Source organism: Streptomyces sp. RKAG293 (assembly GCF_023701745.1).
Lineage (GTDB): Bacteria > Actinomycetota > Actinomycetes > Streptomycetales > Streptomycetaceae > Actinacidiphila.
Genome location: NZ_JAJOZB010000001.1, coordinates 8,522,872 through 8,542,850, shown reverse-complemented (window position 1 = coordinate 8,542,850; position 19,979 = coordinate 8,522,872). Strand labels below are relative to the sequence as shown.

The window sequence follows — 19,979 nt, the reverse complement described above, 5'->3', positions numbered from 1 at the left end:
CCGATCGATTTCACCCGGGCCGCTCGTCGATCAGTTGGTGTTCGCCCACACCGTGACGTTCAGTACGACATAGGCCGGCTGGGCCGACGCGATCGTGACGCCGGCCATTCTACCGTTCTCGATCAGACAGAACGATGTTCCCGGAGCGCTGTCGGCCTGAGTGGCGAACACGGTGTTGGTCGCGCAGGCCTCGTAATTGGGCGTGCTACCCGCCGAAAGGCTCAGCATCTTGTCCCCGTTGATGGGAACGAACACCAGATGGTCTGCCGGCGCGGCCGTGCCCAGATCTCCTAAACCCGTCGTGCTGAACTGGGACTGCGTGGGCTTCGTGGGACCCAGGGGTATGGAGTGGCCAAAACCGAGATTGACGCTGTAGCTCCCGAGAACCGTTCCGTTGGGCACGGCGGGCGTCGACGGTGGCGACGAAGTGGTCGGAGTGGGTTCAGGAGTGGTCGGAGTGGGTCCGGGAGTGGTCGGCGGGGTCGTCACCACCGGCGGCGCCGGGACGGTGGGGGCCGGGCCCGGCTCGGGCGAGGCGGTCTGGTGGCCGACGACGGCACCGGCTCCGAAGGTCACCAGCGCGGAGGTCACCACAGTGACGATGCCGACGATGTTGGTCAGCAGCTCCCTGATGTTCGTCAGCGTGGTGTTGAGGTCGCTCCGGCCGGCCGCTACGTTCGGCGCGGCACCCTCCGGTGGATTCACCGGTCGCGGCGGATTGGCCGGCCGCGGAATACCGGGCGTCGGATTGCCCGGGATCGGATTGCCCGGGGTCGGATCGCTCGGCTCCGGAGAGCTCGGCCGTGTGGTTCCGGACTGACTGGACATGATCTGGTTCCCCCCAGAGTTTTGACGGACTCGCGCCGTGGTCAGGCCAGGACTTCCCCAAGATCACGCCGCGGAGCGCAAGATCTATTTCCTGGCCGCTACGGTTCGAGCACCCACCAGACAGATTAGGAGAAACCCTTATCCTCCACAGCACTTCTCGCAGACTTCCCCAAGGCGCCCACTACCGACGAACTCATTCGGTCGCATTCCGCTTGAGTTCCTTTGGCCTTGCGAACCAGGATCCGGCCCGAACCCCTCACAGAAAAATAGCGACTCGCGGCATATGCCCTGGAATATGAATGTTCTCGCGTGATTGCCTGCGCGGGTGAAAACCAGAAGCAAGCTCGCCCTCGCGACCGCCGTCACCGCTGCCCTGGTGACCGCGGGTCCGCTGTCCGCCGCCGCGAAGCCCGGCCCCGCCGGGGCGGGCGCACCCGTTCTCGCGCCGCTCCGCATCCCGGCGTCGTCCCCCATCGCCGACCAGTACATCGTCCAGCTCAAGCCGACGGCCAACGTCGCCGACGCGGTGACGAAGTCCGGGGTGCCCTCCCTGTTCAGGTTCAGCAGGGTGCTGCGGGGCTTCGGCGCCAAGATGTCCGCCGCACAGCTGGCCAAGGTCAGGGCGAACCCGAACGTCCTGGCCGTGGAGCAGGACGCCGAGGTCCGCGCTCCTGAGCCCGGCACCCCGGCGAAGGCGGCCTCCGCCAGGGCGGTGGCGCCCTCGGCGTCCTGGGGTCTGGACCGGATCGACCAGCCGAACCTGCCGCTGGACGACACCTTCACCGTGACCGCCACGGGTGCCGGCGCCAACGCCTATGTCCTCGACTCCGGCATCGACTACAACCACAGCGAGTTCGAGGGCCGCGCCGTCCCCGGCTTCGACGCGTTCCCGTCCCAGGGACGCAACGGAGCGGACTGCGAGGGACACGGCACCCACGTCGCGGGCACCATCGGCGGCAAGACGTACGGCGTCGCACGCCAGGCGACGCTGATCAGCGTCCGGGTCCTCGACTGTGCCGGCAAGAGCAGCAGCCTGAAGGTCATCGCCGGACTCGAATGGGCGGGGGCGAACGCGGCGATGAACCCCGGCAAGCCGGCGGTCCTCAACGCCTCGCTCGGCGGCCCGGTGTCCTCCATGGTCAACAGCGCCGTGAGCTCCCTCCTCGATCTGGGCGTGCTGCCCGTCGTCGCGGCGGGCAACGAAGCGACCGACGCCTGCAACACCTCCCCGGCGTCCGCGGACGGCGTGGTGGCCGTCGGCGCGAGCAGCCGGCTCGACCAGGAGACCGACTTCTCCAACTACGGCAAGTGCGTGACGCTCTACGCTCCCGGACAGGCCATCGTGTCGGCCAGGATCGGCGGCGGCAGCGTCGCCCTGGACGGCACCTCCATGGCCGCCCCGCACGCCGCCGGGACGGCGCTGCTGTACAAGACCACCCACCCGGCCGCGACTCCGCAGGACATCGCGACCTGGTTGGCGGACACCGCCACCAAGGACGTCCTGAGCGGGGTCAGCAAGACCTCCCCCAACAAGCTCCTGTTCACCGACGGCATCTGACCCCCACCCAGAACCCGTACCCGCACCGCGCGGCCGGCGGGCCGGCGGCTCCAGGCCCGCCGGAGCCGCCGGCCCCGTTCTCGGGGGCCGCCGCTCGGCCATTCGCGATGTCCTCCAATGGGCGTTTCACTACCATCCGCCAGGGATCGTTCACCTCGGGGTGAACCTCCCCGGGCTCATGCTCCGACCGCATCCGCGAGAGGCAGGATCGTCACGATGCTCACGACCGACTTCACCACCGGCGCACCCAACACCAAGGCGGTGGAGCAGGCCGGCGGGACCGTGCGGTCGAGCCCTTCGACGTCATGGATGCGGGACGGATGTCCTGCCTGACCGACCCGGGCGGCGCCGAGTTCGCCGTTCTCAAGCCCAGCCCGCGCGCTGTCTGATCCCATCGGGAGGCTCGTGCGGACCGGGGTCTCCGGGCCGCATGCCCCAGTTCCACGCTGTCGGGACTGTCGACGAGTCGGCGGCCCGGCGCCGCGTGGGGCTGCGGGAGGACGTGTCATCCGAAGCCGATGCGTTCCAGCCAGTAGTCGAGCAGTTCCACATCACCGATGATCTCGATGCCTTCGGTCCTGACCGGGAGGCGTTTGTAGATGATCAGGAGGAGGTCGGACAGCGGGCCGCGTACGGCGACCGCGGCCTTCTCGTGGGTCCGGCGCCAGACGATGGCGTCGCCGGTGAGATCGATCAGCCACTCCGCCGCCGCCTGCGGCGGGGTGTCCGTGGCGTGGAAGTGCAGGGTGCGGCCGGGGCCGAGGAGTTCGCGCATCCAGGGGTGGACCTCGAAGTGCATCGGCAGCGCGCCGAGTTCCATCCACTCGTCGATGCCGTCGAGGGCGACCTCCTCCTCGACGGTGAACCTCTTGCCGATCGCCAGGGTCGCGTCGGCCCGGTGGATGACCGTCTCGTGCAGGAACCGGCGCGCGTAGAACGCGGTGGTGCCCCCGGTGACCGGGGTCCACAGCTTCGTGTCCGGCCCGGCGCCGCGCAGCGTTTCCGCCAGCTGCGCGGCGCCTTCTACGAGCCACGGTCCGAGCACCGCGGGGTCCTCGCGGGTGTACGCGGACAGATCACGGAAGTGATCGTCCGGGACCGGCTCCGTGACCCGCTTCCGGACCACTTCCTCGGCCCAGCGCTGGCCGCCGCCGAGATGTCGCAGCAGCTGGCCGGCGTTCCACCCGGGGCAGGAAGGCACCGGGACCGTCAGGTCCGCACCCTCGATGGAGGCGTACAACAAGCCGGTCTGCGCGACGATCTCGGAGCAATGGCGGTCATGGCTCAAAGCACTCATGACGTCACGATAGACCGCACCTCCGACAGCGCCACCGCTCTTGGTGCGCGTCTCCGCCGCCGGGCGGGTCAGGTCAGGCGTAGGTGTAGCGGGAGGTGTGGTCGAGCAGTTCGGCCGGGGTGATGTCGTTCCACGGCTTCATGGTCTCGCGCAGGTCGACGACGTCCGGCGTCCCCGTGGCCGGCAGGTACGGCGAGGTCGGGTGCAGTCGCTGCCAGTCCGCCCACAGCTTGTCTATGAAGCAGTGGTGCAGCCAGAACACCGGGTCGTTGGGCGACACGCCGGTGCCCATCTGGCCACCGATCCACACATGGACACGGTTGTGCAGATTCACGCCGCGCCAGCCCTCCAGGTGGTTGCGGAAACCGTTCGACTGGCTGTTCCACGGGGCCATGTCGTAGACGGGCATGGCGAGGACGGAGTCGACCTCGGCCCGGGTCGGCAGGGGGCGGCCTCCGCCGCCGAGCTGGCGGCGCAGATAGTTGCGGGAGTCGACGCGGACGTTCACCGCCCACCGTCCGGAGTTGAAGGCGAACGGGCCGGTGGTCACTTGCGCGTCGCTGGCGCGTCCGTCGCCGCCGAGGAAGTCCGCACCCCACAGGGAGGCGGACGCCGTACGGTCCCGGGTCCAGTCCCAGTACGGCAGCATGACCGTGGCATCGACCGACTGCAGCGCCTGCTCGAACTCGAGAAGGAATCTGCGGTGCCAGGGCAGGAAGGACGGCGATCGGTGCCCGACCCGCTCTCCGTTGTCGACATCGGACATGATGAACGCGTTGTGCGTGGTGACGAAATCGTCGTACCGGCCACTGCGCTTGAGTTCCAGTACGGCGTCGGTGAAGGCACGCTTCTGCGCGGCGGTGAGGTTCGCTTGGTTCTGACGGACTGCCATGGAAAGTCTTCGTCCTTTGCGGGTGGTTCGGGTTCCGACGGGTCGGGTCACGACGGGCCGGATGCCGGTGCGGCGGTTCGGGTGGGGCGGCGATCGGGTCAGACGGCGACCGGAACGAGCGCGGCGCCCTGCAGTTCGAGCACCGCGGCCCGGGCCGCCGCACGCGGCGTGGCGAACGTCTCGTAGTGGTTCACGACGCTGATCCAGGAGGAGTCGGCGTTCTGCATCACATGCAGTTCCTTGCCGTCCACGAACACCGCGTAGCCCGGCCCCCGTGGTGGTGTCCGCCGCCGGCCTGCGGCGCGCCGTGTATGCGCCGGCCCCGGTAGGTCTCGTCGAACGCCTCAGGTCCGGTGTGCGGGACGGACCCCGCGGTGTTGTCGATGTCGTTCCCGGCGTCGTTCCCGGTGCCCCGTGCGGCCAGCGCCACCGGCAGACCCAGCGCGACCCCGGTGAACGCGGCGGCGGCAACGCCGGTGACGGCGCCGCGCAGCACGCTGCGGCGGGTGAGTTCAGACATGTACGGCCCCCATCTTGTCGCCTTCGGGTACTTCGACCCCAGAAGGCAGGAATCCCAACGGGTAGTCACATTTCGTGATCTCCCGACCGGGATGTTCGCAGGCGGCGGCCGCACGGGGAAAGGAGTGTCTTACCGGTTGGCTCCTTACCGGACATTCCCTCGCAAGATGTGGAAAGTTGAACGGAGTGGATCTTGCAGAACGTCCGGCACCATGGGGGTAAGGACGCAAGAATCTCCCGAATACAGCCAGCGAGACGACAAATCCTCGGGTTGTACGGGAATTATGGTGATGTCCCCCACCAAAAGATCACGACGCAAAAGCGTGCGACGTCGAGCAGGGGACCAGCACGTGGGGTGGAGTGAACGCAGGCTCACGCCACGAGCCGGGACGGCATCGTCCGGTCGACGTCGTCCAGGCTCAGGACGCACTGGGGCACGCTGGAGCCGAAGCGCGGCTGGTGGATGCGGATCTGGAACGGCTGGGCGGGGTCCTCCGGCAGTTCAGCGGTCAGCACGCTCGACCCGGCGCGGACGCGCTGGTGGGCGACTTCCTTGCCGTCGACCAGCACCTCGACGTCATGGCTCACGCCGGAGCGGATGTTGACGGTGATCGAATGGCCGAGATGATCCAGGTGGAAATGATGGCGTCGGGGCACAGCGCACCTCCGGAGCGAACCTCACCACCAGCGTAAACCCGTCCTTCGACTCCCGCGCTTCGCCCTAGCATGAACGACGACGCCTTCCCCCAGCCGACATCCTTGGAGGCCCGCTGTGCCCGGCCCCGTCTCCGATCCCGGCCAGGACACCGACGATCCTCCGGGGCAGGTCGCAGACCCTGGCCGGCCGCCGTGGCACGGCCGGCGTCGGCAGCTGTGGCTGGCGGGAGGCATGGTCGCCACCGTGGCACTGATCGCGGGGCTCGCCCTGTGGGCGGGCTCGCCCGACGGCCCGCGGACGGCGGACGACCCGGCGCCGCCGCACGCGGCCGACGGCCTGCCGCACACCTCGGTGGAGGTGTCACGGAGCAGCTGCGGCCGGGGATGGGTACGCCCGCAACCGGGGACGCAGGTGTTCGATCTCCGCAACACCTCCAGCGGGGCGGCCGAGGTCGACCTGCTGGATCCGGCCACCGGCGCGGTCTACGGCGAGGTGGAGGGGCTGGCGCCCGGCACGACCCGGCCGCTGCGGGTGGTGCTGGGGAACGGCGCGTACGCGTTCAAGTGCCTGCCCGACGACGCGGACGCCGTCACCGGCCCCACGGTCCGGGTGGCCGGGGGGTCGGCCGCACGGGGACCGGCCGCCGTGCCCGTGACGGCGCACGACCTCATCCCGCCGACGCTGGCCTACCAGCAGTGGATCCAGGCCAGAACCGTCGAGCTGGCGCAGCGGACCGATGCGCTGAAGGACGCCGTCGACGCCGGAGACCTGGCGGCGGCCCGGCGCGCGTGGCTGCCCGCGCATCTGGTCTACGAGCGGATGGGCGCGGCGTACGGAACGTTCGGGGACGCGGACTCCGCGATCGACGGGACGACGGCCGGGCTGTCCGGCGGCCTTGCCGACCCCGGTTTCGCGGGCTTCCACCGCGTCGAGTACGGGCTGTGGCACGGGGAGTCCGCGGCGTCGCTGCGCGGTCCCGCGAACGCTCTCGCCGAGGCGGTGCGGACGCTGCGTGACGGGTGGCCGCAGGAGCGGATGGACCCGGCGGATCTGGGGCTGCGCGCGCACGAGATCCTGGAGAACACCGTGCAGCGGGAACTGACCGGGCGCACCGACTACGGCAGTGGCAGCAACCTCGCCACCGCCCGCGCCAATCTCGACGGGACACGGGAGCTGCTCGGCCGGCTGCGGCCACTGCTGGCGACCCGGTTCCCGGAACTGCCGCGACTGGACTCCTGGTTGGACCGCACCCAGCACACCCTTGACGCCTTCGACCGGGACGGGGCCTGGGCGCCGCTGGGCACGCTGCCCCGCGCGGACCGGCAGCGGATCAACAGCGACATGAGCGAACTGGTGGAACGGCTGGCCCCGGTGGCGGCCCTGTGCGATGTGCGGAGAACGACATGAGCGAGGTGCGACGACGCGGATTCCTGCGCGGTGCGGCCGCGGGTATCGGTACCGCGGTGGCCGGAGCCGCGATGTCGGGAGCCACCCTGCCGGACGCCGAGCCCAGCGCGGCCTCGTCCGCCCCCGACTCGACGGACACCACCGCGCCCGGCGACTTTCACGGTGCGCACCAGAGCGGAATCCTCACGCCGACGCAGCGCGCCACGGCGATGGTCTCGTTCGACGTGACCGCCGAGGGCCGCCGGGAGCTGACGGAGCTGCTCCGTACGCTCACCGACCGGGACCGGTTCCTGGCCACCGGCGGGACCCCGCCCCCGGTCGGGATCACCGCACCGCCGTCCGACTCCGGGGTGCTCGGCCCGCAGGTCCCCTCAGGTGGTCTGACCATCACGGCCGGGGTGGGGAGCTCCCTGTTCGACGGCCGCTTCGGACTGACGGGCCTCAAACCGTTGCGGCTGGGTGTGATGCCGTCGTTCCCCGACGACGATCTGGACCCGGCCTGGTGCCATGGTGATCTGAGCCTGCAGCTGTCCGCGTCCAGCCCTGACGTCGTGCTGCACGCCCTGCGCGACATCGCCCGTCACACCCGCGGCGGTCTGCAGGTGCGCTGGCGAATGGACGGCTTCACCAGCCCGCCCCGCCCGAGCGGAACGCCCCGCAACCACCTCGGGTTCAAGGACGGCACCGCCAACCCGGACACGGCGAAGGCGACCGAGGCGGACCGGCTGCTCTGGGTGGGCGCGGGCGCCGAGCCGTCGTGGACCGCAGGCGGCACCTACCAGGTGGTGCGGCTGATCCGGATGCTCGTCGAGTTCTGGGACCGGGTCTCGATCACCGAGCAGGAGCGGATGTTCGGCCGCAGCCGCGACACCGGTGCACCGCTGGACGGTGACGCCGAGTTCGACGCGCCCAGGTACGCGCAGGATCCCAAAGGCGATGTGATCCCGCTGGACAGTCACATCCGCCTCGCCAACCCCCGCACCCCGCAGACCGAGGGCCAGCGCATCCTGCGCCGCGGCTACAACTACGACCGGGGCATGGACACCAACGGCAACCTCGACATGGGGCTGATCTTCTCCTGCTACCAGCAGGACCTGGTCCGGCAGTTCGAGACCGTGCAGAAGCGCCTCGCGGGCGAGCCGTTGGTGGACTACGTCCAGCCGTTCGGCGGCGGCTACTTCTTCGTCCTGCCCGGCGTACGGGACCGCACCGACTGGCTCGGCCGGGCACTGCTCGCCCAGAATCCGCACATACCGTCATAGCAGGCGATCACTCCGGCGATGCCCCACCCGGAACGGTCAACGGCGAGTCAAGCCTTGGCCTGTTATTCCTGACCGGCTGTTCACCCGCACGACACTGATAGGCGGTCAGAGTGTCGCGGGCCGAACGAAGGATCGCGTTCCGTAACCTACATCGCGACTGGTCGACAGCGGAGGCTGACAGAACATGGGCAACGCAGGAAGAGCGACGGGTCCCGGACGCCGGGCCGCGCGCTGGGGAGCGTTCGCAGGTGCCGCGGCACTCACCCTTCTCGGTGGGGCGGGCCCCGTTCAGGCGGACTCCCCCGACCACCACCCCGGCGGCGGCGCGACGGCCACCCCGGTGAAGCATCTGGTGGTCGTCTTCCAGGAGAACGTCTCGTTCGACCACTACTTCGGCACCTACCCGGTGGCGGCGAACACCGACGGTACGACGTTCACCGCGGACCGGCGCACCCCGAAGAACATCGACACCCTGCGCACCGCCGGTCTGCTGACGAAGAACCCGAACCAGTACCTGCCCAAGCGGCTGAGCCCGCAGCAGGCCATGACCTGCGACCAGAACCACAACTACGGCCCCGAGCAGTACGCGGCCAACGGCGGCAAGGCCGACCAGTACGTCCAGAACACCGACTCCGGCAAGTGCTCCGGCAACCTGTTCGGCGAGCCCGGCCTGGTCATGGACTACTACGACGGCAACACCGTCACCGCGATGTGGAACTACGCCCAGCACTACTCGCTCGGCGACAACTCCTACGGCACGACCTATGGACCGTCCACCCCCGGGGCCCTCAATCTCATCTCCGCGCAGACCCACGGAGTGATCTCCGTCGATCCGGCCTCCGGCACCGAGCACCCGAAGCAGACCGCGACCCCCGACCCGTACACCGTTGTCTCGCCCGACGCCAAGGGCGTCGGCACGCTGATCAACGACCCGGACCCGGCTTTCGACGACTGCTCGGACACCGACCACAGCAGCAAGAACGCCCTCGCCGTCATGCAGGGCCGCAACATCGGTGACCTGCTCAACGCCCAGAAGGTCAGCTGGGGCTGGTTCCAGGGCGGATTCCGCCCCAGTACCGCCTGGGACGGACAGCAGGACCACTACGCGAAGTGCGCGGGCAACACCCACACCAATCTGGGTGGCGCCCAGGTCGTCGACTACAGCCCGCACCACTCGCCGTTCCAGTACTACAGGTCGACGTCCAACCCGCACCACCTGGCGCCCGCGAGCGTCGCCGAGATCGGCCACAACGGGCAGGCCAACCACAACTACGACCTCACCGACTTCGACAGCGCGCTGAAGACGGGGAACCTGCCCTCGGTCAGCTTCCTCAAGGCGCCGGAATTCCAGGACGGCCACGCCGCCTACTCCGACCCGATCGACGAGCAGCACTTCCTCGTCGAGCAGATCAACAAGGTGCAGCAGTCGCCGGAGTGGAAGGACACCGCGGTTGTCGTCGCCTACGACGACTCCGACGGTTGGTACGACCACGCCTACGCCAAGCCGGCGAACGGCTCGAAGAACACCGCGATCGGCTCCAACGGCAAGACGGTCGACAGTCCCGCCTGCCAGGCAGGCCCCGCCGCCGCCCATGGCTACGCCGACCGCTGCGGCCCCGGCACCCGTCAGCCCCTGCTGGTCATCTCCCCCTACAGCAAGGTCAACTCCGTCGACCACACCCGCACCGAGCAGGCCTCGATCACCCGGTTCATCGAGGACAACTGGCACACCGACCGCATCGGCGACGCCTCGTTCGACACCCGTGCCGGATCGCTCACATCGGCCTTCGACTTCCAGCACCCCAACGGCAAGCAGGTGCTGCTGAACACGGACGGCTCGGTGAAGTCCGTCAAGGACATCCCCAGCAACCCCGCCCCGGCGCCCGCGGCGTCCACCGACCCGGCGCCGTCGGCGTCCACGGGCCCGGTCAGCAACATGGCTCCGCAGACGCTCGCCGACACCGGTTCCTCCTCGGCCGTCCTCCCCTTCGGCATCACCGCCGGGGTGCTCGCGGCCGGCGGCGGCCTCGCGCTCCTGATCCACCGCCGCAAGGCGCGCACGAACACCGCCCGGTAGGAACCGCCCGCCGAAGGCCGCCCCCGCGGATCCCGGGGGCGGCCTTCGGTGCGCTCAGGGACGGTCGGCGGACCCGACGGTCAGGCGGGCCGGGCCCCCAGGGCACGCAGCAGGAACGGGCGCAGTTCGCGGACCATCGCCTCGCCCGTGGGGGACGGCTGGGACGGGCCCGGCGTCAGGAAGACCCGGCTGACCATCGCTCCCACCACCAGGTCGGCCAGCACGTGGGGGTCCTCCAGGGGCGGGATGTCGCCCCGCGCGACCGCGCGCGCCACCAGCGCGGCGGACCGGTCCCGGACGGGCTGGACGACGGCGTCGTCAAGGACCCGGGCCAGCGCCGGGTTGTGGGCGGCCTCGCCGATGAGGACGTGCAGCAGCCGGCCCCCGGGTCCGTCCAGGGTGCTGGCCTTGTCCCGCAGGAGCGCGGTGAGGTCTCCGTCGAGGGTGCCGGTGTCCTCGCCGGGCCCGAGGTCTCGGGCCCACTGGGTGGCGGTGCCGATGACCAGCTCCTGCTTCGAACTCCACCGGCGGTAGAGCGTCGCCGTGGACACGCCGGCCCGTTTGGCGACCTCGGCCGTCGTCAGCCCGCCGTAGCCCTTCTCGTACAGGACCTCCAGCGTGGACTCGAGCAGGACACGGTCACGGCCGACGTCACGGCGCCTGCCCCGTACGGGGGAATCGTTCTCGGTGTGCTCGGTCACGTCATCAGGGTATACGAAACGAAAGCTTTTCGTTTTGTGTACCGTTGGGTCTCATGACACCCCATGACGAAACCCCTGACCTGGACGCCGCCGGCGTCGTCGACCGCCTGCGCTCCACCTTCGCCACCGGCCGCACCAAGCCGGCGGCCTGGCGTAGCGCCCAGCTCGCAGCCCTGCGCACCCTCCTCGTGGACAACAGCGACGAGATCACCGCCGCTCTGCGATCAGACCTGGGCAAGGGCCTGAAGGAGGGCTACCGGACGGAGGTGGGCTTCACGATCAACGAGATCGACCACACCCTCGAGCACCTCGACACCTGGCTGGCCCCGCGCCCCGCCGCGCTTCCCGACAAGCTCCTGCCGGCGCAGGCGTACGTCGTCCGTGACCCGCTCGGCGTGGTCCTGGTCATCGCGCCGTGGAACTACCCCCTCCAGCTCGCCCTGACGCCCGTGGTCGGAGCACTGGCGGCCGGCAACTGCGTCGTCGTCAAGCCCAGCGAGCTGGCGCCCGCGACCTCCGCCGCGATGGCCCGGCTCCTCCCCCGCTACCTCGACACCGAGGCCGTGGCGGTCGTCGAAGGCGCGATCCCGGAGACCACCGCGCTGCTGGAGCAGCATTTCGACCACATCTTCTACACCGGCAACGGCGCCGTCGGCCGGATCGTCATGACCGCCGCCGCCAAGCACCTGACCCCGGTCACGCTGGAGCTCGGCGGAAAGAGCCCCGTGGTCCTCGACCAGGACGCCGATCTGGCCGCGGCGGCGCAGCGGATCGTGTTCGGAAAGTTCCTCAACGCCGGCCAGACATGCGTCGCCCCCGACTACGTCCTGGCCATCGGCGACACGGCCAAGGCCGTCGAGCCGCACCTCGCCTCGGCCGTGCACGAGCTGTACGGCGCCGACCCCGCCGCTTCCGCCGAGTACGGGCGCATCGTCAACGAGCGGCACTTCGACCGGCTCACCGGCCTCCTCGACAGCGGACGCACCGTGACCGGCGGCACGCACGACCGCGCGACGCGCTATCTGGCACCCACCGTGCTCGCCGATGTCTCCCCCGGCTCCCCCGTCATGAAGGAGGAGATCTTCGGCCCGGTCCTCCCCATCGTGTCCGTACCGGACCTCGACGCCGCCATCGCGTTCATCAACGACCGTGACAAGCCGCTCGCCCTGTACGCGTTCACCGCGTCCGACGACACCAAGCAGCGCCTGCTGACCGAGACCTCCTCCGGCGCGCTCACCTTCGGCATCCCGGTGGCCCATCTCACCGCCCCGGAACTCCCCTTCGGCGGCGTCGGCGAGAGCGGGATGGGCCGGTATCACGGCGAGTACTCGATCGACACCTTCAGCCACAGCAAGGCGGTCCTGGACAAGCCGCTGTCGTGAGGCCGGGGTGCGGCTGGACCGGGACGCGCCGGGACGGATCGTGCGGCTCGGGACCGATGATTCCGTGCCGCGGCGGGAGTCCTGCCTCTGACCGCACACTCGAGAAGGTGGACCGATGACGAACCTGCACGACATCCTGCAAGCGCATGTCAGCGAGGGACCGCTGCCGGGAGCGGTGGGCCTGGTGGCCCGCGGCGACCAGGTGGAGGTGCGGGTCGTCGGTTCCGCCGACGCCGACGGCACCTCGCCGATGGCCAGGGATTCGATCTTCCGGATCGCCTCGATCACCAAACCCGTCATCGCCGCGGCGGTCATGATGCTGGTCGACGACGGCCGGATCGCACTGGACGACCCGGTCGGGCAGTGGCTGCCGGAGCTGGCGGCACCGACGGTCGTCCGTACCCCGGCGGGCCCCGTCGACGACGTGGTCCCGGCGGTCAGAGCGATCACCGTGGCCGATCTGCTCACCTTCCGTGCCGGGTACGGTTTCCCGTCCGACTTCTCGCTGCCCGCGGTCGGCCTGCTGTTCAGCGAACTGAAGCAGGGACCGCCGCAGCCGCAGCACACCGCGCCGCCGGACGCCTGGATGGCGACGCTCGCCGGCATTCCCCTGCTCCACCAGCCGGGCGAGGCCTGGCTGTACAACACCTGCTCCGACATCCTGGGCGTGCTGATCGCCCGGGTGGCGGGCCGTCCGCTGCACGAGTTCCTGGCGGAGCGGCTGTTCGAGCCGCTCGGCATGGCCGACACCGGCTTCGAGGTGCCGGCCGGCAAACTCGACCGGTTCACCAGCTACTACCGAACCGATCCGGCGGGCGGGCTCCAGCTGGTCGACGCCCCCGACCGGCAGTGGAGCAGCCCGCCGACGTTCCCGTCCGGCGCCGGTGGGCTGGTCTCGACCGTCGACGACTGGCACGCCTTCGCCCGGCTGCTGCTCGCCGACGGAACCGCCGACGGCCGCCGGCTTCTGTCGTCCGCATCGGTGCGGCGGATGACCACCGACCACCTCACCGGTCCCCAGCGCGACGCCGGCCGGCTGTTCCTCGAGGGCCAGGGCTGGGGCTACGGCGGCTCCGTCGACGTCGCGGCCATCGACCCGTGGAACGTGCCGGGACGCTACGGCTGGGTCGGCGGCACCGGAACCGCGGCGCACATCACCCCGTCCACCGGCGCCGTCACCATCCTGCTCAGCCAGCTGGAGATGTCCGGCCCGACCCCACCCGCCGTGATGCGCGACTTCTGGCGCTACGCGGCGGACGCCTGAGCGCCGAAGCCTCACGCGACGGGGACTTCGGCCGTCGTGCCGGTGCCTCCGACGACTGCCGACCACTGCCAGAATCGGCCCATGCTGAGAATCGGCTCCATCGTGCTGGGTGTCTCGAACGTGCCGCGCGCGGCGGCCTTCTGGAGGGAGGCCCTGGGATACGTACCGCGCGAGGAGGCCGAGCACGACTGGGTGGTCCTGGTACCGGCGGAAGGCACCGGGGCACAGCTGTCCCTCGGCCTCAGCGGGACACCGGTCCAGGACCAGCCGCGTATCCATCTCGACCTCTACGCCGGCGACGCGGCCGACCAGGCCGCCGAGGTCGAGCGGCTGGTCGCGCTCGGCGCCGAACGCGTCGACTGGGACTCCTATCCGGATGACGCGGACTTCATCGTGCTCGCCGATCCGGAAGGCAACCGCTTCTGCGTCATCGACACCACGCACGGCTGACGGGCACCGTCAGACCGCCAGCTCGGCCGGAACCGCCGCCAGGGCTTCCTGGAGGGCGGCGATCAGGCGGCGGCCGGAATCCGCGGTCAGTTCGAGGGCGACGCGTGCCGAGGGGCCCTTGGCGGGGTCCGCGAAGTCGATGTTGAGGGTGTGCTCGGCCATGGCGTGCACGGGGTGGTCGAAGTACACCGTCACATCGGTGACATGGAACCAGGAGCCGTTCGGGCCCTTGGCGCTGCCGTCGACGGAGTCCTTGACGGTGGTGTAGGTGCACATGCTCAGGCCCCCAGGTGGTCGGCGTAGAAGGCGGCGATGCGTTCCCAGCCGTCGTTGGCCGCCGCCACGTTGTAGGCGGGGCGGTTCGTCGAGAAGAAGGCGTGGCCCGCGCCCTCGTAGCTGTGGAACTCGAAGTCCTTGCCGTTGGCGGTCAGGATCTGCCCCAGTTCGGCCACCTGCGCGGGGGTGGGGTACGTGTCCTCGGCGCCGAACAGCCCGAGCAGCGGAGCGCGGAGCCGGGGCAGCTGGCCGACCAGGTTGGTGATCCGCAGCGGGAACTCCGCCGGCACGGTGCCGGTGACGAACGCGCCGTAGCAGTCCACCGCGGCATCGAGGTCCAGGTTGCAGGCCGCCAGCACACTCTGCCGGCCGCCCGAGCAGTAGCCGATGACGCCGACCTTGCCGTTGCTGGTGGGCAGCGCCCGCAGGTGGGCCGCCGCGGCGGAGACGTCGCCGATCAGCCGTGCGTCCGGGACTCCGCCGTTCGCCCTGCCCACCGCCGCCGCGTCGTCGGGAGCGGCGCCCGGCGCCTCGCGGAAGTAGAGGTTGGGGCAGATCGCGTCGTAGCCGAGCTCGGCGAAGCGGCGGACGATCTCCTTGGTGCCCCGGTCGTAGCCGGGCATGTGGTGGATGACGATGACGCCCCCGCGCCGCTCCTGGCCCTGGGGCCGGGCCAGGTACGCCTCGATCTCGTCGCCGCCGTGCCCGGTAATCCGGATGGTTTCGGCAGTCAGGGAATCACTCATGGAACACCTATATCATAAGGGAGAACTGATCAGTTTATACTGATGACTGTGATGATCCAGAGTGACGCGGCACGCATCGCGGCGGACCTGCGCGCCTGTCTGGGGCCGATGGTTCGCAGACTGCGGCAGGTGAAGCCGGACGGCGAACTGACGCTGTCGCAGACCTCGGTACTGGTGCGGCTCGGCCGTGAAGGCCCGGCCGCGGCGGCCGAACTCGCCGCGGGCGAGGGCATCCGCCCGCAGTCGATGTCCACGATCATCGCCGGGCTGCAGGAGCGTGGACTGGTGGACCGGGCCCCGGACCCGGACGACGGCCGCCGGATCGTGCTCTCGCTCACCGATGCGGGACGGGAAGGCCTGTTGGGGGCCCACAAGGAACGCGCCCGGCGGCTGACCCGGGCCATCTCCGAGGAACTGACGCCCGCCGAGCGGGCACAACTGGCCGCCGCCATCCCGCTGCTCGAACGGATCGCCCGCAGCGTCTGACCGCCGGGCCGTCCCGCGCCCAGGGCGCCGAGTTCGTTCCGTCATCGAAAATGCCTGGTGGCAGGGGGTAAACCCGTCAATACTCGAGCATGTGTTCCTGACGATATCTCTCACCGGCAACGACGAGCGTCCCGCAACGGACCTCGGCTTCCTGCTGCACAAGCACCCGGAGAAGGCCCAGGCCTTCTCGACCTCCTACGGCGACGCGCACGTCTTCTACCCCGAGGCGTCCGCACAGATCTGCACGGCCGCGCTCCTGCTGGAGGTGGATCCGGTGGCGCTGGTGCGTCGCGCCAAGGGCCAGGGCAAGGACCGGGGCGGGGCGCCCGACGCCGCGCTCGCGCAGTATGTGAACGACCGGCCGTACGCGGCCTCGTCGCTGCTGGCCGTCGCGCTGCGCACGGTGTTCTCCAGCGCCCTGCGCGGAGAGTGCCGCACGCACCCCGAGCGCGCCGCGGCCCCGCTGCCGCTGCGGATCGAGGTGCCGGTGCTGCCCGCCCGCGGTGGCGCCGGCCTGGTGCGGGCGCTGTTCGAGCCGCTGGGCTGGACCGTCGGAGCCGAACCCATCGCGCTGGACCCGCAGTTCCCCGAGTGGGGCGACTCGCGGTACGTGCGGCTGACGCTGGAGGGCGAGCTGCGGCTGTCGGACGCGCTGCGGCACCTGTATGTCCTGCTGCCGGTCCTGGACGACTCCAAGCACTACTGGATCTCGCCCGACGAGGTCGACAAGCTGCTGCGCTTCGGTGAGGGCTGGCTGGAGAACCACCCCGAGCAGCAGCTGATCGCCAGCCGCTATCTGTCCCGCCGCTGGGCCCTGACGCGCCAGGCCATGGAGCGCCTGGAGCTCGCCCGGCTCGCGGACGCCGACGACATCGAGGTCGAGGAGATCGACAACGCCGTCGACGAGACCACCGACACCGAGGAGAAGCCGGCGCCGCTGGCCGCCCAGCGGCGCGACGCGATCCTCGGAGCGCTGCGCTCCGCGGGCGCGGCCCGGGTACTCGACCTCGGCTGCGGGCAGGGTCAGCTGGTCGGCGAGCTGCTGAAGGACGTCCGCTTCACCGAGATCGTCGGTGTCGACGTATCGGTGCGGGCGCTGCACACGGCTTCCCGCCGGCTGCGTCTGGAGCAGATGGGAGAACACCGGGCCGCCCGCGTCAAGCTGCTGCAGGGCTCACTGACGTACACCGACACCCGGCTCAAGGGCTATGACGCCGCTGTGCTCAGCGAGGTGATCGAACACCTCGACCTGCCGCGGCTGCCGGCCCTGGAGTACGCCGTCTTCGGCGCCGCCCGGCCCGGAACCGTCGTCGTCACGACGCCGAACTCCGAGTACAACGTGCGTTGGGAGACGCTGCCCGCGGGACACGTCCGGCACGCGGACCACCGGTTCGAGTGGACGCGCGCGGAGTTCCGCGAGTGGGCGGACCGCGTCGCACGGCGGCACGGGTACGACGTGGTGTACGTCCCGGTGGGACCCGACGACCCCGAGGTCGGCCCGCCGACGCAGCTGGCGGCCTTCACCCTCCAGCAGATCACTCAGACCGCTCGGACCCCGAAGGAGGAGTCGGCCGCATGACCAGCAAGCGCACACTTCCCGTGACCGACCTGTCCCTCGTGGTCCTCATCGGAGCCACCGGCTCCGGCAAGTCGACGTTCGCGGCCCGTCACTTCAAGCCCACCGAGATCCTGTCCTCCGACTTCTGCCGCGGCCTGGTCAGCGACGACGAGAACGACCAGAGTTCCAGCCGTGACGCCTTCGAGGTGCTGCACTACATCGCGGGCAAGCGGCTCGCCGCCGGACGTCTGACCGTCATCGACGCGACCAGCGTGCAGAGCGAGAGCCGCAAGCAGCTCATCGGCCTGGCACGCCAGTACGACGTACTGCCGATCGCCATCGTCCTCGACGTGCCCGAGCAGATCTGCGCCGAGCGCAACGCCGCGCGCCCCGACCGGGCCGGCATGCCCAAGCACGTGGTCCAGCGCCACCAGCGCGAACTGCGCCGCTCCCTGCGCGGGCTGGAGCGTGAGGGCTTCCGCAAGGTACATGTCCTGCGCGGTACCGAGGAGATCGACGACGCCGAGATCGTCCTGGAGCGCCGGTACAACGACCTGCGGCACCTGAGCGGGCCGTTCGACATCATCGGTGACATCCACGGCTGCCGTTCCGAGCTGGAGACGCTGCTCACCAAGCTCGGCTACGCCCTGGAACGGGACGCGGCGGGCCGGCCGGTGGGCGCCGTGCACCCGCTAGGGCGCACCGCCGTGTTCGTCGGCGACCTCGTCGACCGCGGTCCCGACAGCCCCGGCGTGCTGCGCCTCGTCATGGGCATGGTCGCCGCCGGTTCGGCGCTGTGTGTGCCGGGCAACCACGAGAACAAGCTCGGCCGCTACCTCAAGGGCCGCAACGTGCAGCACACGCACGGGCTCGCCGAGACCATCGAGCAGCTGGAGGAGACCGCCGGGGAGGAGCCGGAGTTCGGCGCCCGCGCGCTGGAGTTCATCGAGTCGCTCGTCAGCCACTACGTGCTCGACGAGGGCAAGCTCGTGGTCTGCCACGCCGGTCTGCCGGAGAAGTACCACGGCCGTACCTCCGGCCGGGTCCGCTCGCACGCGCTCTACGGTGACACCACGGGCGAGACCGACGAGTTCGGCCTGCCCGTCCGCTACCCGTGGGCCGAGGACTACCGGGGCCGCGCCACCGTCGTCTACGGGCACACGCCCGTCCCCGACACGTCGTGGATCAACAACACCATCTGCCTCGACACCGGCGCGGTGTTCGGCGGGAAGATGACCGCGCTGCGCTGGCCCGAGCGCGAACTCGTCGACGTTCCGGCCGAGCGCGTCTGGTACGAGCCGGTGAAGCCGCTCGTCACCGAGACACCGGGCGGCCAGGACGGCCGGCCGCTGGACCTCGCCGACGTGGCGGGCCGTCGCGCGGTCGAGACGTCGCAGCACGGCAGGGTCGCGGTCCGCGAGGAGAACGCGGCCGCCGCGCTGGAGGTCATGAGCCGGTTCGCGGTCGACCCGCGGCTGCTCGCCTACCTGCCGCCGACGATGTCGCCGTGCGCGACCTCGCGGGAGGAAGGGTATCTGGAGCACCCGCACGAGGCCTTCGCGGCCTACCGCGAAGACGGTGTACGCCAGGTGGTGTGCGAGGAGAAGCACATGGGCTCGCGCGCGGTGGCGCTGGTCTGCCGTGACGCGGAGGTGGCGCGGGCACGCTTCGGGATCACCGAACCGGGGGTGAGCGGCGCGCTGCACACCCGCACCGGGCGTCCGTTCTTCGACGACCCGGCGGTCACCGAGCAGATCCTGGCCCGGCTACGGGAAGCCGTCACGACCGCCGGGCTGTGGGACGAGCTGGAGACGGACTGGCTGCTGCTCGACGCCGAGTTGATGCCGTGGTCGCTGAAGGCGTCCGGTCTGCTGCGCCGGCAGTACGCCGCCGTGGGCGCCGCGTCGGGCGCGGTGTTCCCGGGCGCGATCGCCGCCCTGGAGGCCGCGTCGGCACGTGGCACCGCGGTGTCGGACCTGCTCGCGCGCCAGCGCAGCCGGGCCGCCGACGCCGCCGCGTTCACCGACGCGTACCGGCGCTACTGCTGGCCGACCGAGGGCCTGGACGGGGTGCGCCTCGCGCCCTTCCAGATCCTGGCCGCCCAGGGCCGCAGCCTCGCCGCGCTCCCGCACGACGAACAGCTCACCCTGATCGACCGTCTGGTCTCCAACGACCCGACGGGACTGCTGCAGGCGACCCGCCGGCTCATCGTCGACACCGCCGACGAGCAGTCGGTCGCGGCGGGTACCGAGTGGTGGCTGGAGCTGACCGGCGCCGGCGGCGAGGGCATGGTCGTCAAGCCGCTCCAGGCTCTGGTGCGCGGTGAGAACGGGCGCCTCGTCCAGCCCGGCATCAAGTGCCGGGGCCGCGAGTACCTGCGGATCATCTACGGTCCCGAGTACACCCGCCCGGACAACCTCACCAAACTGCGCTCCCGCTTCCTGGGCCACAAGCGCTCGCTCGCGCTGCGCGAGTACGCGCTCGGCCTGGAGGCCCTGGACCGGCTGTCGGCGGGCGAACCGCTGTGGCGCGTCCACGAAGCGGTCTTCGCGGTCCTGGCCCTGGAGTCCGAACCGGTCGACCCGAGACTGTGACCGCAGTCCCGGCCGAACCCCAAC

General features: G+C 70.5%; 17 protein-coding genes and 1 pseudogene. 10 read left to right on the top strand and 8 right to left on the bottom strand.

Features of this window, described 5'->3' with window-relative positions:
• Positions 1–30: 30 nt before the first annotated feature.
• Positions 31–705 (bottom strand): hypothetical protein, encoded by a 675-nt coding sequence (locus LNW72_RS37675; protein WP_250979521.1) that lies wholly within the window; start codon positions 703–705, stop codon positions 31–33.
• A gap of 448 nt (positions 706–1,153) precedes the next feature.
• Between LNW72_RS37675 and LNW72_RS37670 the strand changes: the two genes are divergently transcribed.
• Positions 1,154–2,386 (top strand): S8 family peptidase, encoded by a 1,233-nt coding sequence (locus LNW72_RS37670; RefSeq protein WP_250979520.1) that lies wholly within the window; start codon positions 1,154–1,156, stop codon positions 2,384–2,386.
• A gap of 505 nt (positions 2,387–2,891) precedes the next feature.
• On the opposite strand, the gene LNW72_RS37660 is transcribed toward LNW72_RS37670, so the two are convergent.
• The 4 genes and pseudogenes from LNW72_RS37660 to LNW72_RS37645 form a co-directional block, all read right to left on the bottom strand.
• Positions 2,892–3,683 carry a maleylpyruvate isomerase family mycothiol-dependent enzyme gene (locus LNW72_RS37660; protein ID WP_250979519.1) on the bottom strand — a complete coding sequence of 264 codons (792 nt, stop codon included), beginning with the start codon at positions 3,681–3,683 and terminating at the stop codon, positions 2,892–2,894.
• A gap of 73 nt (positions 3,684–3,756) precedes the next feature.
• Positions 3,757–4,575, bottom strand: coding sequence for a tyrosinase family protein (locus tag LNW72_RS37655; RefSeq protein WP_250979518.1), 819 nt, complete (start codon positions 4,573–4,575; stop codon positions 3,757–3,759).
• Between the two features lie 98 nt (positions 4,576–4,673).
• A pseudogene (locus LNW72_RS37650) lies at positions 4,674–5,095 on the bottom strand (tyrosinase family oxidase copper chaperone).
• A gap of 371 nt (positions 5,096–5,466) precedes the next feature.
• Entirely contained in the window at positions 5,467–5,751 is a 285-nt protein-coding gene (locus LNW72_RS37645; RefSeq protein WP_250979517.1) for a hypothetical protein, read from the bottom strand.
• A gap of 232 nt (positions 5,752–5,983) precedes the next feature.
• Here LNW72_RS37645 and LNW72_RS37640 point away from each other — a divergent pair, with 232 nt between their 5' ends.
• The 3 genes from LNW72_RS37640 to LNW72_RS37630 all read left to right on the top strand — a co-directional run bounded on the left by LNW72_RS37640 (position 5,984) and on the right by LNW72_RS37630 (position 10,498).
• Positions 5,984–7,159, top strand: a complete 1,176-nt coding sequence (locus LNW72_RS37640; RefSeq protein WP_250979516.1) for an EfeM/EfeO family lipoprotein — start codon at positions 5,984–5,986, stop codon at positions 7,157–7,159.
• Positions 7,156–8,421 (top strand): iron uptake transporter deferrochelatase/peroxidase subunit, encoded by a 1,266-nt coding sequence (gene efeB / locus LNW72_RS37635; protein WP_250979515.1) that lies wholly within the window; start codon positions 7,156–7,158, stop codon positions 8,419–8,421. Before LNW72_RS37640 ends, efeB begins: the two co-directional genes overlap by 4 nt.
• 184 nt (positions 8,422–8,605) lie before the next feature.
• Positions 8,606–10,498, top strand: a complete 1,893-nt coding sequence (locus tag LNW72_RS37630) for an alkaline phosphatase family protein (protein ID WP_250979514.1) — start codon at positions 8,606–8,608, stop codon at positions 10,496–10,498.
• Positions 10,499–10,578: 80 nt separating this feature from the next.
• Here LNW72_RS37630 and LNW72_RS37625 read toward each other — a convergent pair whose 3' ends face one another.
• A complete protein-coding gene (locus LNW72_RS37625) occupies positions 10,579–11,199 on the bottom strand; it encodes a TetR/AcrR family transcriptional regulator (protein ID WP_250979513.1) in 621 nt (206 codons plus the stop codon).
• A gap of 53 nt (positions 11,200–11,252) precedes the next feature.
• Between LNW72_RS37625 and LNW72_RS37620 the strand changes: the two genes are divergently transcribed.
• From LNW72_RS37620 to LNW72_RS37610, 3 genes are all read left to right on the top strand, one after another.
• On the top strand, positions 11,253–12,581 hold the full coding sequence (locus LNW72_RS37620; RefSeq protein WP_250979512.1) for an aldehyde dehydrogenase family protein: 1,329 nt from the start codon (positions 11,253–11,255) through the stop codon (positions 12,579–12,581).
• Between the two features lie 115 nt (positions 12,582–12,696).
• Positions 12,697–13,845, top strand: coding sequence for a serine hydrolase domain-containing protein (locus LNW72_RS37615; RefSeq protein WP_250979511.1), 1,149 nt, complete (start codon positions 12,697–12,699; stop codon positions 13,843–13,845).
• A gap of 81 nt (positions 13,846–13,926) precedes the next feature.
• Positions 13,927–14,295, top strand: a complete 369-nt coding sequence (locus LNW72_RS37610) for a VOC family protein (protein WP_250979510.1) — start codon at positions 13,927–13,929, stop codon at positions 14,293–14,295.
• A 9-nt stretch (positions 14,296–14,304) separates the two neighbouring features.
• On the opposite strand, the gene LNW72_RS37605 is transcribed toward LNW72_RS37610, so the two are convergent.
• The gene (locus LNW72_RS37605; protein ID WP_250979509.1) at positions 14,305–14,571 is read right to left on the bottom strand and encodes a DUF6295 family protein; all 267 of its coding nucleotides are present in this window, start codon (positions 14,569–14,571) and stop codon (positions 14,305–14,307) included.
• Between the two features lie 2 nt (positions 14,572–14,573).
• Positions 14,574–15,317: a dienelactone hydrolase family protein gene (locus tag LNW72_RS37600; RefSeq protein ID WP_250979508.1), complete on the bottom strand. Its 744-nt coding sequence runs from the start codon at positions 15,315–15,317 to the stop codon at positions 14,574–14,576.
• 51 nt (positions 15,318–15,368) lie between these two features.
• Here LNW72_RS37600 and LNW72_RS37595 point away from each other — a divergent pair, with 51 nt between their 5' ends.
• From LNW72_RS37595 to LNW72_RS37585, 3 genes are all read left to right on the top strand, one after another.
• Entirely contained in the window at positions 15,369–15,803 is a 435-nt protein-coding gene (locus LNW72_RS37595) for a MarR family transcriptional regulator (RefSeq protein ID WP_250980461.1), read from the top strand.
• A gap of 91 nt (positions 15,804–15,894) precedes the next feature.
• Complete coding sequence (locus LNW72_RS37590; protein ID WP_250979507.1) at positions 15,895–17,382, top strand: 3' terminal RNA ribose 2'-O-methyltransferase Hen1; 1,488 nt, start codon at positions 15,895–15,897, stop codon at positions 17,380–17,382.
• Entirely contained in the window at positions 17,379–19,955 is a 2,577-nt protein-coding gene (locus LNW72_RS37585) for a polynucleotide kinase-phosphatase (protein ID WP_250979506.1), read from the top strand. Before LNW72_RS37590 ends, LNW72_RS37585 begins: the two co-directional genes overlap by 4 nt.
• The last annotated feature ends 24 nt before the right edge of the window (positions 19,956–19,979 follow it).